The following is a 13,125-nucleotide window of genomic DNA, read 5'->3' as shown; positions in this document are numbered from 1 at the left end:
ATCAGGAGTTCTCGAGGACGATGCCCTCGATCAGATTGGCCACGTCCTCGCAACGGTCCGAGATGGACTCCAGCTGTTCGTAGATCGCCTTGAGCTTGATCAGCTCGCGCACGTCGGCCTCCTCGCGGAACAGGCGCGACATCGCCGAGCGCATGACGCGGTCGGCATCGGATTCGAGGCGATCAATCTCCTCGCAGGTCTTCAGCGCGGCCTCGGTGGTGGCCGGCTTGCTGAGGTTGGGCAGCAGCGTGACGGCGTGCTGCACGCGCTCGCAGCAGCGCACGGACAGCGTGGCGAGCTGCAGCACCTGCTCGGGCACCGCCCGCACGTCGTACAACTGCAGCGTCTCGGAGGAGTCCTGCAGCAGGTCGACGATGTCGTCCATCGCGTTGATCAGGCTGTGGATCTGCTCGCGGTCGATGGGGGTGATGAAGGTGCGGTGCAGCATCCGGTTCACCTCGGCCGTGACACGGTCGGCGGCGTGCTCGGCCTTGTCGACGTCGTCCGCGTACTGCTGGCGCAGCGCCGGGTCGGCGTAGTTCTCGATCATCTTCAGGAAGGCGCGCGCGCCTTCCGCGATAAAGCCGCCGTGCTCATTGAAGAGCTCAAAAAAATTGCCCTCGCGGGGCAGCAGCTTGCCAAACAGCATGGGCGTCCTTGGATTTCTTGGAAGGCGCGCAGTTTACCGGCCGCCGTCATGGATTCGTCATCAGGCCGACGGGAAGATGAAGTAGCCACCCGGACGGACCGAGCGGTCCCGTACCGGGCGAAGCCCCGCGCTCAGGCCATGAACAGCAGCGCATACCCCACAGCGGTGGCCACGAACAGCGCCGGTATCGCGTAGGCATGAAAACTCCGCCACGCGTTGGCGTCCCCGGTCATGCGCAGCGCGATGAGATTGGCCAGCGAGCCGACCATCACGCCGAAGCCGCCGACGTTCACGCTGTAGGAGATCACCCGCCAGTCCTTGGAGTACTCCGCCAATGCAATCGCTGCCGGCACGTTGCTGACGATCTGGCTGGCGCCGATGCCCGCGAAATACAGGTTCACCGGTTGATCGAGTCCGAGACCCAGCATCACGTGGCGCACCGCGTCCAGCCCCGCGAGCAGGCGCAGGTCGATGAACATGAGCACGAAGACGAGCAGCAGCCCCCAATCGAGCTGCGCGAGTGCGGCCGGGCGGACAAGCAGAAAGACCGCCATGGCAGCGACCGCGGCCCAACCGGCGTGGTGCAGGTCGGTCGCGATCAGGAACGGGGCATACAGCGCGAGCGATACGCCGAGCAGCACCCGGTCGAGCGGCAACGGACCTTCGTCACGCACCTGGACAGGCCGATTGCCGAACACCGCCGCCGTCAGCGCAAGCAGTGCGGCCATGAGGATGCCCACCAACGGCAGCAGGTGCCACACGAACTCGCCGAACGACACGTTCGAGAGATGCCAGATGAACAGGTTCTGCGGGTTGCCGATCGGCGTCAGCGCCGAGCCGACGTTCACCGCCAACGCCTCGAACACGATGAGCCGGGTCGCCGGCATCTGCGTGAGCCGGCACACGCCCAGCGTCAGGGGCACCACCACGAACAAGGCCACGTCATTGGTCAGCACGGTGGACAGCAGGGCTGCGGCCGACACCAGGCACAGCGCGGCGGCACGTTCGGTGCGCATCGACATCACCAACACGCGGCCCAGGCGATGCAATGCCCCGCTGAGCTCCAGCCCCTTGGTCAGCAGCAGCAGGCCGGCAAGCGCGGCAATCGTCGACCAGTCAACCAGCGACGCATAGGTGGGGATGCGCGCAGGCGCGAGCAGGCTGAGCACCACCAGAACGGCGAGCAGCAATTGGAAAAAACGGTCGTGGCGCAAGCCACGCCATGCACGTTGCAGCAGGAACTTCATGGCCATGCGTCAGAGCCGTCCGGGGTTGACTTCACATGCTCTGCGGGTCCGCGTGAAAGCGGGCCCAGGCGCTCGATGCGCTGGGATTGCCAGCCTTCACCATGCGCCAAGTGGGCCAGTGCCGGCGCGATCTCCAGCAGCGGCTTCAACACGAAAGCGCGCTCATGCAGGCGCGGGTGGGGCAGCGTCAGGCGCGGCGCGTCGAGCACAAGATCGGCGTAGAGCAGCAGGTCCAGGTCCAGCGTGCGCGGCGCATGGCGGTAGGGTCGCTCGCGGCCATGGGCCGATTCGACGGCCTGCAGCGCATCCAGCAGTTCGAGCGGCGCGAGCGTCGTGTCCAGCGCCACGACGGCGTTGAGGAAATCCGGGCCGCCAGCGTCCACGGGTGCGCTGCGCCACACGCTGGACCGCGCCACCATGCGCACGCCCGGCAAGGCCTCAAGGCTGAGCGCCGCCTGCGTCAGCGTGGCGGACAGGTCGGCGCCGAGATTGGCACCGAGGCCAACGTAGGCGCGCGAAATCACGCGTCGCTGGATGGGGTTGCCGAAGTGCCTTCGCTGCCCGTCGGACCGCCTGCGCCCGCAGGCTTGCGGCGGCGACGGCGGCGCTTCTTGGCCGGCGCATCCGAGCCGTGCTCGGCGACGGCATGGTCTTCATCGGCCTCATCGCCGGCCGGCGCCTGCGCGTCGGCGCGAGGGGCGCGCACGACGCGCGGTGCCTTCTGCTGCGAGGCGCGCACGTCGGCCAGCAGGGCCTGCCGGTCGTCGTCGCTGCCGAGCGCGAAGTCCTCCCACCAGTCAGCCAGCGCCGGGTCGACCTCGCCCACGTCGGCGCGCAGGCGCAGGAAATCGAAGCCGGCGCGGTAGCGCGGCTGCTCGATGAGGCTGAACACGCCCGAGCCGCTGCGGCGTTCGAAGCGGGTCTGCATCATCCAGATCTCGCGCATGTCGCCCGCCAGCTTGCCGCGGCCGGAGATGTCGCCGATGCGCGCGTCGAAGACGGCGTCGATGGCCTGGGCCAGCGCCGGCACGGGCGGCTCGCCGCCGTTGCGGATCTTGGTCCAGCGGTCCAGCACCTCGTGCCACAGCATGCAGGCCAGCATGAAGCTGGGGCTGACGCCGCGGCCGTCGTTGACGCGGCGGTCGGTATCCTCGAACGCCTGGCGCACGAAGTTGCCGCGCACGCCGTCGTGAAGGTCGCCCGCGTCGGTCAGCATCGCGTCCAGCACGGCGAACACCTTGCCGCCCTGCCCCACCAGGCCCAGCTTCTTCAACTGCGCGAGGCTGGCCAGCGAGTGGCCGGTCTGCAGCAGCTTGATCATCTCGTCGAACAGGCGCGAGGCCGGCACATTCGCCAGCAGCGGGATGCAGGCCTGCACGGGGGCGAGCGTCTTCTTCTCCAGCTCGAAACCCAGCTTGGCGGCGAAGCGAACGGCACGCACGATGCGCACCGGGTCCTCGTGGTAGCGCGTGTCGGGGTCGCCGATCATGCGCAGCAGCTTGGCCTTGGCGTCGGCGAGGCCGCCGTGGTAATCCACGATGAGGCGGCGCTGCGGGTCGTAGTACATCGCGTTGACGGTGAAGTCGCGGCGCGCGGCGTCCTCGATCTGCGGGCCCCAGACGTTGTCGCGCAGCACGCGGCCGCTGGCATCCACCGCGTGGGACTTGCCTTCCAGTTCGCTCTTGGACGTCTTCTCGTTGCCCGACACGGCGCCAGCGGCTTCGGCGTCCGTGGGCAGCGCGCGGAAGGTCGAGACCTCGATGACCTCGTGCTCGCGCCCGCGGCCGTAGACGACGTGCACGATGCGAAAGCGCCGGCCGATGATGAAGGCGCGGCGGAACAGGCCCTTGACCTGCTCGGGCGTCGCGTTGGTGGCGACGTCGAAGTCCTTGGGCCGCATGCCCAGCAGCAGGTCGCGCACGGCGCCGCCGACGATGTAGGCCTCGAAGCCGCCGTCGGTCAGCGTCTTGACCACCTTGACGGCCCGCTCGTCGAGCAGGTCGGGGTCGATGCCGTGCACCTCGGCCGGGATTTCGACGCGCTTGCCCAGCGGTGTCTTCTTGGAGGCGGGCGCCGCGGTCTTGCTGAACAGCTTGTCGATGAACTTCTTGATCATGCGAAGAGTTGGATCTGGGGCCAGCCGCGTTCCGCGGCGATGAGGGCGAGCGCCGGGCTGGGATTGGTCACCACCGGGTGGCTGACGCGCTCGAGCAGCGGGAGATCGTTGGTCGAGTCGCTGTAGAAATGCACGCGCTCGAAATCGTGCCATTGTGCCCCGAGGCCCCGCAGCCAGCTTTCCACGCGGGCGATCTTGCCCTCGCGAAAGCTCGGGATGCCGTCGATGGCGCCCGTGTAACGCCCCTCGGCGTCGCGCTGCAGGTTGACGGCGATCAGGTGCTCCACACCGAAGGCCTGCGCGATGGGCGCGGTGACGAAGGCGTTGGTGGCCGTGACCACCGCGATCAGGTCGCCGGCCGCGCGGTGCTGCTCCACCAGCGCCACCGCCTCGGGCCGCAGCGCCGGCCGCATCACTTCGGCCATGAAACGCTCGCGCATCGCCAGCGCCTCGTCCAGCGGCCGCGACCGCCAGGCCGACGTCGCGAAATCGATGTAGGCCGCCAGGTCCAGCGTGCCGGCGTTGTACTGGGCGAAGAACTCGTCGTTGCGCGACCCCCACGCCGCACCGTCCACCCAGCCCACCTCGACCATGAAGCTGCCGAAGGCATGGTCGGAGTCCACCGGGATCAACGTCCCGTCGAGGTCAAACAAGGTCAGATTCATAAAATGGGGTCAGGGTCATTTGTCTCTTTGCCGCCTTCGCCGGGCTCGCCCGCCTCGTCGGCCAGCATGGCCTTGAGCAGCGGCAGCGTCAGCGCGCGTTTGCTGGCCATCGCGAACTCGTCCAGCCGCTCCAGCAACGCCATCAGCCCCTTGAGGTTGCGCTCGAAGCGGGTCAGCAGGTAGGACAGCACGTCCTCGCCCAGCAGCAGCCCGCGGCGGTCCGCCTCGCGGCGCAGCACCGCGCGCATCTCGGCTTCGCGCAGCGGCCCGAGCGCAAAGCTGGGGCCCCATCCGAGCCGGGTGCGCAAGTCCTCGCGCAACGCCAGGTCGATGGCCGGCGCATCGGCCGTCGCCACGACGGTGTAGCCCTGCCCGGCCGACGCGACGAACAGCGCGAAAGCGGCGTGCTGCTGGCCGGCGTCGAAGCGCTGGCAGTCGTCCAGCAGCAGCAGGCTCTCGTGCGCCGGCAGCTCCCAGGGCAAGGCGGTGTCGGCGTCGTACCACGCCACGCGGTGGCCTGCGGCCTGCCAGCGCTCGGCCAGCGCATGCAGCAGATGGGTCTTGCCCGAGCCGGCCGGGCCCCACAGCAGCACCGGTGGGCCGCCAGGCGTGAGCGCCTGCAGATAGGCCAAGGCCTCGGCATTGGCGCCGGGCAGGAAGTTGTCGAAGCTGTGCGTCGGCGGCGCCAGCAGCGCAAGCGGGATCTGCCTCATCGTCAGCGCTGCGCGGCCGCCCGAGGGCCCTGGGACGCCCCCTGAGGGGCCAGTGAACGGAATGAACGTGGGGACATGGTGAACTCAGCGGAACAGCGCACTCGCCAGGTAGGCGCGACGCAGTCGGCCCACCGCGACGGCGGCCAGCGCCGACAGCGGCAACGCGATCAGCACGCCGATGAAACCCAGCAGATGGCCGAAGGCCAGCAGCGCGAAGATGACCATCAGCGGGCTCAGGCCGATGCGTTCGCCGACGAAGCGCGGCGTCAGCACGAAGCCCTCCAGCAACTGACCGACGCCAAACACGACGGCGACGGCGACGACGCCGTAGACGCTGGCGAACTGCAGCAGCCCGGCCAGCAGCGCCAGCAGCAGGCCCAGGCCGAAGCCCAGGTAGGGAATGAAGACGGCCAGGCCTGTGAACACGCCGATGGGCAGCGCGAGGTCAAAGCCGGCGAGTGACAGCCCTGCGCTGTAGTACGCCGCCAGCACCAGCATGACGAGCAACTGGCCGCGCAGGTATTGCCCCAGCATGGCGTCGCATTCGGTCAGGAAGCTGCCCACAGGCCCGCGCGCCGCCGGCGGCACGAGTGCCCACGCGCGCATGCGCAACTGCGGCCAGTCGTGGAGCAGGTAGAACAGCACGACGGGCAGCAGCACCGCGTTGCCGATGAGCGCCAGCAGGAAACTGCCGCCGATGCGGGCCGAGCTCAGCACCGTGCTGAGCCAGTCCTCGAGGTTGGCGTCGAGGTACTTCAGCATGAAGGCCTTGATGCTGGCCGGGTCCAGTTGAAGGTGGATGCCGTGTGCCGACAGCCAAGGGACTAACTTCTGGTTGGCCGCAGTGGCCAGCGCCGGAACCTGCTCGCGCAGTGCCGGAATCTCCTGGTTCAGGATGGGCAGCACCAGCAGCAGCAGCGCCAGCACAGCCATCACGAACAGCAACTCGACGACCAGCACGGCCACGATGCGCGGCACGCGCCGATCCGCCAGTGCCTGCACAGCCGGTGCCAGCGCATAGGCGAGCACCGTGGCCATGATGAAGGGCGCCAGCACCGGCGCCAGCAGCCACAGCAGCAGGCCCAGCGCAGCGGCAACGCCGGCCCAGGCCAGGCCGATGCGTTGGTGCTTGCTGAGTGTGATCATCGGCGCAGTTGTCGGGCAATGGGCGCGGGATTGTCACTGAAGCGGCGGCCGGCCGCGGTCCAGCAGCATGCTCAGGCGGGCGCGCAGCGCGGGCGCGTCGGGCGCGTCACCGCACTCGGCCAGGTAGGCGGCCAGATCGTCGGCCGCCGCGGCGCCAGCCCCCAGCGCATCCAGCACCAGGCCGCGGTCGCGGCGCTCGGTCGGGTCGTCGGGCAGCAGCACGACCAGACGCTGCTGCACCGCCAGCAGCCGCGGCCAATCCTGCTCGGCGCGGTGCATTTCCTTCAGGTTGCGCAGCATGCGGGCCAGGATCTGCCGGGGCGTTGCGGCGCGCAGGAAGAATTCCAGCGGCAGTTCCAGGTCGTCGGGCAGGCCGCTGCCCTGGCGGTACAGCGCCAGCCGCTCGTCCAGCCGCGCGAGCGACAGCGACTCGCCCGTGAACGGGTCGATGACGGCGTCACCCAGGCCGACCCTGCACTTGACGAGGAAGTGGCCCGGGAATGCGACGCCCGACGCGCGCAGGCCGATGTGCTCGGCCAGCTCCAGCATCAGCACGGCCAGCGAGATCGGCAGGCCGCGGCGCGTTTCCAGCACGCGGTGGATGAAGCTGTTGTCGGCGGCGTAGTAGTTGTTCAGGTTGCCGGCGAACCCCAGGTCGCCGTGGAAGAAACGCGTCAGCACGCTCAGCTTGTGGGCGGGCGAGGCGTCCATCGCCGTGCGCTCGCGCAGCCGGCGCGCCAGGCCATCGACGCCGGCCAGCACGGCCTGCACGTCGAGCCGTGGGTGCTCGTCCTGCGCCAGGCTGACGGCCGCTTCGAGCAGGTTCAAGCCCTGGTCCTGCGCCACCAGCGTGGCGAAGTAGTCCAGCGGGGTGGGTACGGCGTACTGCATGGTCGGGTGCACCTCAGGTCGGGCGCGCCAGCGCCCGGAGCCTCATGCCGGCCAGCATCAGCACCGCGAAGTAGACGATGGCGCTGCCGGCCAGGCTCGCGGCCATGAACAGCGCGCGTTGCATTTCGTGGGCACCCAGTGCAATCCAGTCCAGCCGGGCGGCGAGCTGCCACTGCAGCAGGCCCATCGCCACGCAGCCCAGGCCCACGCGCAGGACGTAGGCAGCCCACCCGGGCTCCGGGCGATAGCTGCCCAGCTTCTTCAGGCCGACCAGCAGCCAGGTCGCGTTGACGAGCGCACCGAGGCCGATGGACAGCGCCAGGCCGGCCACGCCGATCCAGGGCACGAAGACGAGGTTGAAGCACTGGGTCAGCACCAGCACGGCGACGGCGATCCTGGCCGGCGTGCCGGTGTCCTGGCGCGCATAGAACCCGGGGGCGAGCACCTTGATGGCGATGAGGCCCAGCAGGCCCACGCCCCACCCCATCACCGACTGCGCGGTGTGCGCGACGTCGGAGGCGCGAAAGGCGCCGCGGTGGTACAGCACCGCCGTCAGCGGCTCGGCGAACACCAGCAGCGCGACGGCGCAGGGCAGCGCCAGCAGCATCACCATGCGCAGGCCCCAATCCAGCAGCCGGCTGTAGCGGCCGGATTCCCCCGAGGCCTGCGCTGCGGAGAGCTGCGGCGTGAGCACCGCGCTGAGCGCCACGCCCAGCAGACCGATGGGGAACTCCATCAGCCGGTCCGCATAGTTCAGCCAGGACGTCGCCCCTTCAGCCAGGTGGCTGGAGATCTGCGTGTTGATCATCAGCGACAGCTGCGACACGCCCACGCCCAGCAGCGCCGGCCCCATGTTCAGCAGCAGCCGGCCCACGCCGGGGTGGGCACGCGAGGCCTTGAAGCCACGCCAGCTCAGGCTCAGGCGCGGCATCGCACCGATGGCCCGCAGCGCCGGCCACTGCACCAGCAACTGCAGCACGCCGCCCAGCATGACGCCGAAAGCCATCGCATAGATCCCCGGGTAGCCGGCGCGCTGCAACGGCCCGGCCAGCGCCCAGCCGACGGCGACGACGCTCAGGTTCAGCAGCACCGGCGTGGCCGCCGGCACGACGAAGCGCCGCCAGGTGTTCAGGATGCCCGCCGACAGCGCGACCAGCGACATGCAGCCGATGTAGGGGAACATGAAGCGCGTCATGACGACGGAGGCGTCGAACGCCCCGGTCGACAGGCCCGACCCCAGCAGCCAGACCAGCACCGGCGCCGCGGCGATGCCCACCACGGACGTCGCCACAAGCGCCCACAGCAGCACCGTCGCGACGGCGTCGATCAGGCGGTGCGTGGCCTCCTCGCCCTCCTTCGCCCGGGTGCCGGCCAGCAGCGGCACGAAGGCCTGCGAGAAGGCACCCTCGGCAAACAGCCGGCGCAGCAGGTTGGGAATGCGAAACGCCACCAGGAAGGCATCGGTCATCGCCGTGGCGCCGAACAGGCCGGCCACCATCTGTTCACGAACGAGGCCGGTGATGCGCGAGGTCAGGGTCAGCAGGGAGATGGTCGACGCAGCGCGCAGCAGATTCATGCGCAGGATTATCTGTGCCGCCTTCGGGAGGCTTTTCCAGAACTCTGGCGGGATACTTGGCTGAAACCCTGTTGTCATGCTAGACTCATGGTCTTTGCACCAACTGGGTATACAAACAGCATGGCAACCAGCTCCAAAGCCAAGAAGAAGACGGTTCGCCTGGCGTCGGGTCGCAAACGCGCCCGCCAGGACGTCAAGCTCAACGCCGCGAACACCGCGCTGCGCTCCAAATTCCGCACGGTCGTCAAGAACGTGCAAAAGGCTGTGACGGCCGGCGACAAGGCCAAGGCCGCCGACCTGTTCAAGAGCGCCCAAGCCGTCATCGACTCTGTCGCCGACAAGGGCATCTTCCACAAGAACAAGGCTGCTCGTCACAAGAGCCGCCTGTCCGCCAAGATCAAGGCTCTCGCGGCCTGATTCAAATCCAGCTCTGGTGCAAGCAAAAGGCCCGCTCTAGCGGGCCTTTTGCATTCCAGGACGGGATTTTCAATGCCACTCGCCCGGCACCACGCCCTGGATGCTGCGATCGCGCAGCCACTCGGCGACGACACGGGCCACCCATTGCGGGTCATCCAGCGGCAAGTCGTGGCCGGCCCTGGTGTGCAGCCGCAGCGGCGCCCCCCAGGCACGGCTGATCGCCTGCGAGCAGCGCCAGTCCACCAGGCCATCGGCCTTGCTGCACAGCAGCAGCATCGGTGCAGCGGGGCGTGTGCGGCTGGCACGGTAGCGAATGCTGGCCAGCAGCTGGCGCGCCGTGTTGCGCACGCCGAGCGGATGCTGGCGCTGCAACTCCAGCCAGCGATCAATGACGGCGTGCGGGGGGGTCAGCCGTGTCGTCAGGCTCAGCACGCGCTCCTCGCGCATGCGGGCGCTGAAGCGGCTCAGCGACAGCAGCAGCAGACCGAGGTAGTTCAGCGGCCGCGGCTTGCGGAACAACTCGCTGAACGGCCGCAGGCTGGGATTGATCAGCACGCCGGCCTCGATCTCGTCCGGGTAGCGGTTGGCCCAGTCCGTCAGCACCGCCGCGCCGAGCGACATGCCCACCAGCGACACCGGCCCCTGGATGCCGCGCTGCCGCAGATCGGCCCGACAGGCTTCGACGATGGCCGACACCTGCGTGGGGCTGGCCTGGCGGCGCATCGTGCCGGTGCCGGGCAGGTCCTGCATCAGCAGCCGCGACGCCGGCTGGAGCCCCCGCAGTTCGCGCAGCAGGTGGTCCGGGAAGACGCCCCAATGCCCGCTCTCCCGCGACAGCCCGCGCAGCAACACCCAGGTCGGCGTCAACGCGCGCGCAGACTCGGGCAGTGCCGTGCGCGGCAAGTCAACCGGGAGTGATGCAGCAGGGGTAGTCATCGACACATGGCCCAACGTTGCAAAGGATACCGGTGGCCCCAGGCCATGTGCCATGGGGATGTCGATAGGCGTGCCGCTTCAGGCGGCCGGCTTGCCATCCGGCAGCAGGCAGGCTTCGGCGACCTGCAGGTTGTTGTCGCGGGCAAAGTTCATGACGAAGTCCCAGGCCATCGGCTCCAGGCGCCTGAGCTCCTCGTTGACGATGACGCACTTCACCCCGTTGATGACGGTGGGCACGCACAGCGGCGAGTAGCCGATGTGGGCGCCGATGCCGGGGCGCACGCCGCCCGGGCGAAAACACGACATGGCGCCTGCCAGCCGCTCCGCCCAGTCACTCGGGCGGAAGGTTTTTCCATCCAGGGTCACACCTTGGATGAAGACTTCGCGCGGCGGGGGGGCAACGGTCATGAAACGGGCGTTTTGCGGTACAGCGGAGCGCCGCTGACAAAGACCCCTATTGTGCCTCGGCAGGCGCTTATCTGCTGCGGCGCAACAAATGTCTTCGCATCAACCCTAGAATCAAAAGCCCACTTTTCCTCAACCTTTCCAGGAACCTTTGGAGACCCGATGAACGCTGTGCCCTCCTCGTCCGAGCCCCATGTGATGCCGACCTACGGCCGCCTGCCCGTTGCGCTCTCGCACGGCCAGGGCTGCTGGGTCTGGGACACGCAGGGCCGACGATTCCTGGACGGGCTGGCCGGCATCGCGGTCAACACGCTGGGTCACAACCACCCGCGCCTGGTGCCGGCGCTTCAGGAGCAGGTCAGCCGGCTCATCCACACGAGCAACTACTACCACGTGCCGCTGCAGGAGCAGCTCGCCGCCAAGCTCTGCGAGATCTCGGGGCTGGCCAACGTCTTCTTCTGCAACAGCGGCCTCGAAGCGAACGAGGCGGCGCTGAAGATCGCCCGCAAGTTCGGCCATGACCGCGGCAACACCAACCCCGCCGTGATGGTGTTCGAGGGCGCCTTCCACGGCCGCTCGCTCGCCACCCTGTCGGCCACGGCCAACCCCAAGATCCAGGCCGGCTTCGCGCCGCTGGTGCCCGGCTTCGTGCGCGTGAAGCTCAACGACACCGCCGCCGTCGAGGCCGCGCTGGACGCCCACCCCCACATCACGGCCATCTTCCTGGAGACCATCCAGGGCGAGGGGGGCATCAACCCAGCCCGCATCGACTTCCTGCAGGCGCTGCGCCGCATCTGCGACGAGCGCGACCTGCTGCTGATGCTGGACGAGGTGCAGTGCGGCATCGGCCGCACCGGCAAGTGGTTCGCCCACCAGTGGGCCGGCATCACCCCTGACGTCATGCCGCTGGCCAAGGGCCTGGGCTCGGGCGTGCCGGTGGGCGCCGTCGTCTGCGGCCCGCGCGCGGCGGGCGTGCTGCAGGCCGGCAACCATGGCACCACCTTCGGCGGCAACCCGCTGGCCATGCGTGCCGGCGTCGAGACGCTGAAGATCATGGAAGAAGACGGCCTGCTCGCCAACGCCGCGGCCGTCGGCGAGACGCTGCGCCAGGCGCTGGCCGAAGGGCTGGCGGGCGTCGACGGCGTCGTCGAGATCCGCGGCCAGGGCCTGATGCTGGGCATCGAGCTGGACCGCGCCTGCGGCGCGCTGCTGGCCCAGGGCATCGATGCCGGCGTGCTGTTCAGCGTGACGGCCGAACGCGTCATCCGCCTGGTGCCGCCGCTGATCCTCACGCACGACGAGGCCCGCGAGATCGCCCACCGCCTGGTGCCGCTGGTGAAGGCGTTGCTGGCCCAGCCCAAGCCATGAAGCCGGGGGATGCTCTGATGCGCCACTACCTCCAGTTCAAGGACCTGCGCGCCGAGGAATACGCCCACCTGTTCGACCGCGCCGCCATCATCAAGCGGCGCTTCAAGAACTACGAGCGCTACCAGCCGCTGCAGGACCGCACGCTGGCGATGATCTTCGAGAAGGCGTCCACCCGCACGCGCGTCAGCTTCGAGGCGGGCATGTACCAGATGGGCGGCTCGGTCGTGCACCTGACCACCGGCGACAGCCAGCTCGGCCGCGCCGAGCCGGTGGAAGACTCGGCGCGCGTCATCAGCCGCATGGTCGACATCGTCATGATCCGCACGTTCGAACAGAGCAAGATCGAAGCGTTCGCGGCGCATTCGCGCGTGCCGGTCATCAACGGCCTGACGAACGAGTACCACCCCTGCCAGATCCTGGCCGACCTGTTCACCTTCATCGAGAACCGCTGCATGGACCGCCGCGGCGCCATCGACATGGACTGCCTGAAGGGCCGCGTCGTGGCCTGGGTGGGTGACGGCAACAACATGGCCAACACCTGGCTGCAGGCGGCGGAGATCCTCGGCTTCACCGTGCACGTCAGCACACCCGGCGGCTACGAGATCGATCCGGCCGTGGCCGGCATCCAGGACGCGAACTGCTACCGCGTGTTCAAGGACCCGCGCGAGGCCTGCGTCGGCGCCGACCTGGTGACGACGGACGTCTGGACCAGCATGGGCTACGAGGCCGAGAACGAGGCCCGCAAGGCGGCGTTCGCCGACTGGTGCGTGGACCGGGACATGATGGCGCGCGCCAAGCCGGACGCGCTCTTCATGCACTGCCTGCCGGCGCACCGCGGCGAGGAGGTGGCGGCCGACGTCATCGACGGGCCGCAGTCCGTCGTGTGGGACGAGGCGGAGAATCGCATGCACGTGCAAAAGGCACTCATGGAGTACCTTTTGCTCGGCCGGATCGGCTGACCGCCACCTCTGCAGAAAAAAGCCGGCCTCACCGCCG

14 protein-coding genes are annotated in these 13,125 nt (G+C 68.8%); 3 read left to right on the top strand and 11 right to left on the bottom strand.

The window, feature by feature from the left end:
• Position 1 precedes the first annotated feature (1 nt).
• The 9 genes from ACO07H_RS12130 to murJ form a co-directional block, all read right to left on the bottom strand.
• A complete protein-coding gene (locus ACO07H_RS12130) occupies positions 2-649 on the bottom strand; it encodes a DUF47 domain-containing protein (protein WP_422014422.1) in 648 nt (215 codons plus the stop codon).
• 131 nt (positions 650-780) lie between these two features.
• Positions 781-1,896 (bottom strand): SLC13 family permease, encoded by a 1,116-nt coding sequence (locus tag ACO07H_RS12125; protein ID WP_422014420.1) that lies wholly within the window; start codon positions 1,894-1,896, stop codon positions 781-783.
• Complete coding sequence (folK, locus tag ACO07H_RS12120; protein ID WP_422014418.1) at positions 1,893-2,420, bottom strand: 2-amino-4-hydroxy-6-hydroxymethyldihydropteridine diphosphokinase; 528 nt, start codon at positions 2,418-2,420, stop codon at positions 1,893-1,895. The genes ACO07H_RS12125 and folK overlap by 4 nt, the downstream gene beginning before the upstream one ends.
• Positions 2,417-4,012, bottom strand: coding sequence for a polynucleotide adenylyltransferase PcnB (gene pcnB / locus ACO07H_RS12115; RefSeq protein ID WP_422014416.1), 1,596 nt, complete (start codon positions 4,010-4,012; stop codon positions 2,417-2,419). Before pcnB ends, folK begins: the two co-directional genes overlap by 4 nt.
• Entirely contained in the window at positions 4,009-4,677 is a 669-nt protein-coding gene (locus ACO07H_RS12110) for an HAD family hydrolase (RefSeq protein ID WP_422014414.1), read from the bottom strand. The genes pcnB and ACO07H_RS12110 overlap by 4 nt, the downstream gene beginning before the upstream one ends.
• Positions 4,674-5,390: an HdaA/DnaA family protein gene (locus tag ACO07H_RS12105; RefSeq protein ID WP_422014412.1), complete on the bottom strand. Its 717-nt coding sequence runs from the start codon at positions 5,388-5,390 to the stop codon at positions 4,674-4,676. The genes ACO07H_RS12110 and ACO07H_RS12105 overlap by 4 nt, the downstream gene beginning before the upstream one ends.
• Positions 5,391-5,474: 84 nt before the next feature.
• Entirely contained in the window at positions 5,475-6,536 is a 1,062-nt protein-coding gene (locus ACO07H_RS12100) for an AI-2E family transporter (protein ID WP_422014410.1), read from the bottom strand.
• A gap of 33 nt (positions 6,537-6,569) precedes the next feature.
• Positions 6,570-7,427 carry a SirB1 family protein gene (locus ACO07H_RS12095; protein ID WP_422014408.1) on the bottom strand — a complete coding sequence of 286 codons (858 nt, stop codon included), beginning with the start codon at positions 7,425-7,427 and terminating at the stop codon, positions 6,570-6,572.
• A gap of 13 nt (positions 7,428-7,440) precedes the next feature.
• Positions 7,441-9,003 carry a murein biosynthesis integral membrane protein MurJ gene (gene murJ / locus ACO07H_RS12090; protein ID WP_422014406.1) on the bottom strand — a complete coding sequence of 521 codons (1,563 nt, stop codon included), beginning with the start codon at positions 9,001-9,003 and terminating at the stop codon, positions 7,441-7,443.
• A 120-nt stretch (positions 9,004-9,123) separates the two neighbouring features.
• Here murJ and rpsT point away from each other — a divergent pair, with 120 nt between their 5' ends.
• Positions 9,124-9,420, top strand: a complete 297-nt coding sequence (gene rpsT / locus ACO07H_RS12085; protein ID WP_422014404.1) for a 30S ribosomal protein S20 — start codon at positions 9,124-9,126, stop codon at positions 9,418-9,420.
• Positions 9,421-9,489: 69 nt separating this feature from the next.
• On the opposite strand, the gene ACO07H_RS12080 is transcribed toward rpsT, so the two are convergent.
• Together ACO07H_RS12080 and ACO07H_RS12075 are read right to left on the bottom strand one after the other, a co-directional pair.
• Positions 9,490-10,323, bottom strand: a complete 834-nt coding sequence (locus ACO07H_RS12080) for an alpha/beta fold hydrolase (RefSeq protein WP_422014402.1) — start codon at positions 10,321-10,323, stop codon at positions 9,490-9,492.
• Between the two features lie 111 nt (positions 10,324-10,434).
• A complete protein-coding gene (locus ACO07H_RS12075; protein WP_422014400.1) occupies positions 10,435-10,764 on the bottom strand; it encodes a DUF3579 domain-containing protein in 330 nt (109 codons plus the stop codon).
• A 159-nt stretch (positions 10,765-10,923) separates the two neighbouring features.
• Between ACO07H_RS12075 and ACO07H_RS12070 the strand changes: the two genes are divergently transcribed.
• Together ACO07H_RS12070 and argF are read left to right on the top strand one after the other, a co-directional pair.
• On the top strand, positions 10,924-12,129 hold the full coding sequence (locus ACO07H_RS12070; RefSeq protein WP_422014398.1) for an aspartate aminotransferase family protein: 1,206 nt from the start codon (positions 10,924-10,926) through the stop codon (positions 12,127-12,129).
• Positions 12,126-13,088 carry an ornithine carbamoyltransferase gene (gene argF, locus ACO07H_RS12065; protein ID WP_422014396.1) on the top strand — a complete coding sequence of 321 codons (963 nt, stop codon included), beginning with the start codon at positions 12,126-12,128 and terminating at the stop codon, positions 13,086-13,088. The genes ACO07H_RS12070 and argF overlap by 4 nt, the downstream gene beginning before the upstream one ends.
• Positions 13,089-13,125: the final 37 nt, after the last annotated feature.

It is taken from the genome of Roseateles sp., from assembly GCF_965229315.1.
Taxonomy (GTDB): domain Bacteria; phylum Pseudomonadota; class Gammaproteobacteria; order Burkholderiales; family Burkholderiaceae_C; genus Pelomonas.
The sequence above is the reverse complement of the archived record's forward strand: the minus strand, read 5'-3'. Positions and strand labels throughout refer to the sequence as shown.

Excerpts from the sequence above, each read along its gene's own strand:
- ACO07H_RS12130 (WP_422014422.1), bottom strand. The coding sequence starts at position 649 with ATGCTGTTTGGCAAGCTGCTGCCCCGCGAGGGCAATTTTTTTGAGCTC.
- ACO07H_RS12125 (WP_422014420.1), bottom strand. The coding sequence starts at position 1,896 with ATGAAGTTCCTGCTGCAACGTGCATGGCGTGGCTTGCGCCACGACCGT.
- pcnB (WP_422014416.1), bottom strand. The coding sequence starts at position 4,012 with ATGATCAAGAAGTTCATCGACAAGCTGTTCAGCAAGACCGCGGCGCCC.
- ACO07H_RS12110 (WP_422014414.1), bottom strand. The coding sequence starts at position 4,677 with ATGAATCTGACCTTGTTTGACCTCGACGGGACGTTGATCCCGGTGGAC.
- ACO07H_RS12105 (WP_422014412.1), bottom strand. The coding sequence starts at position 5,390 with ATGAGGCAGATCCCGCTTGCGCTGCTGGCGCCGCCGACGCACAGCTTC.
- ACO07H_RS12100 (WP_422014410.1), bottom strand. The coding sequence starts at position 6,536 with ATGATCACACTCAGCAAGCACCAACGCATCGGCCTGGCCTGGGCCGGC.
- ACO07H_RS12095 (WP_422014408.1), bottom strand. The coding sequence starts at position 7,427 with ATGCAGTACGCCGTACCCACCCCGCTGGACTACTTCGCCACGCTGGTG.
- murJ (WP_422014406.1), bottom strand. The coding sequence starts at position 9,003 with ATGAATCTGCTGCGCGCTGCGTCGACCATCTCCCTGCTGACCCTGACC.
- rpsT (WP_422014404.1), top strand. The coding sequence starts at position 9,124 with ATGGCAACCAGCTCCAAAGCCAAGAAGAAGACGGTTCGCCTGGCGTCG.
- ACO07H_RS12075 (WP_422014400.1), bottom strand. The coding sequence starts at position 10,764 with ATGACCGTTGCCCCCCCGCCGCGCGAAGTCTTCATCCAAGGTGTGACC.
- ACO07H_RS12070 (WP_422014398.1), top strand. The coding sequence starts at position 10,924 with ATGAACGCTGTGCCCTCCTCGTCCGAGCCCCATGTGATGCCGACCTAC.
- argF (WP_422014396.1), top strand. The coding sequence starts at position 12,126 with ATGAAGCCGGGGGATGCTCTGATGCGCCACTACCTCCAGTTCAAGGAC.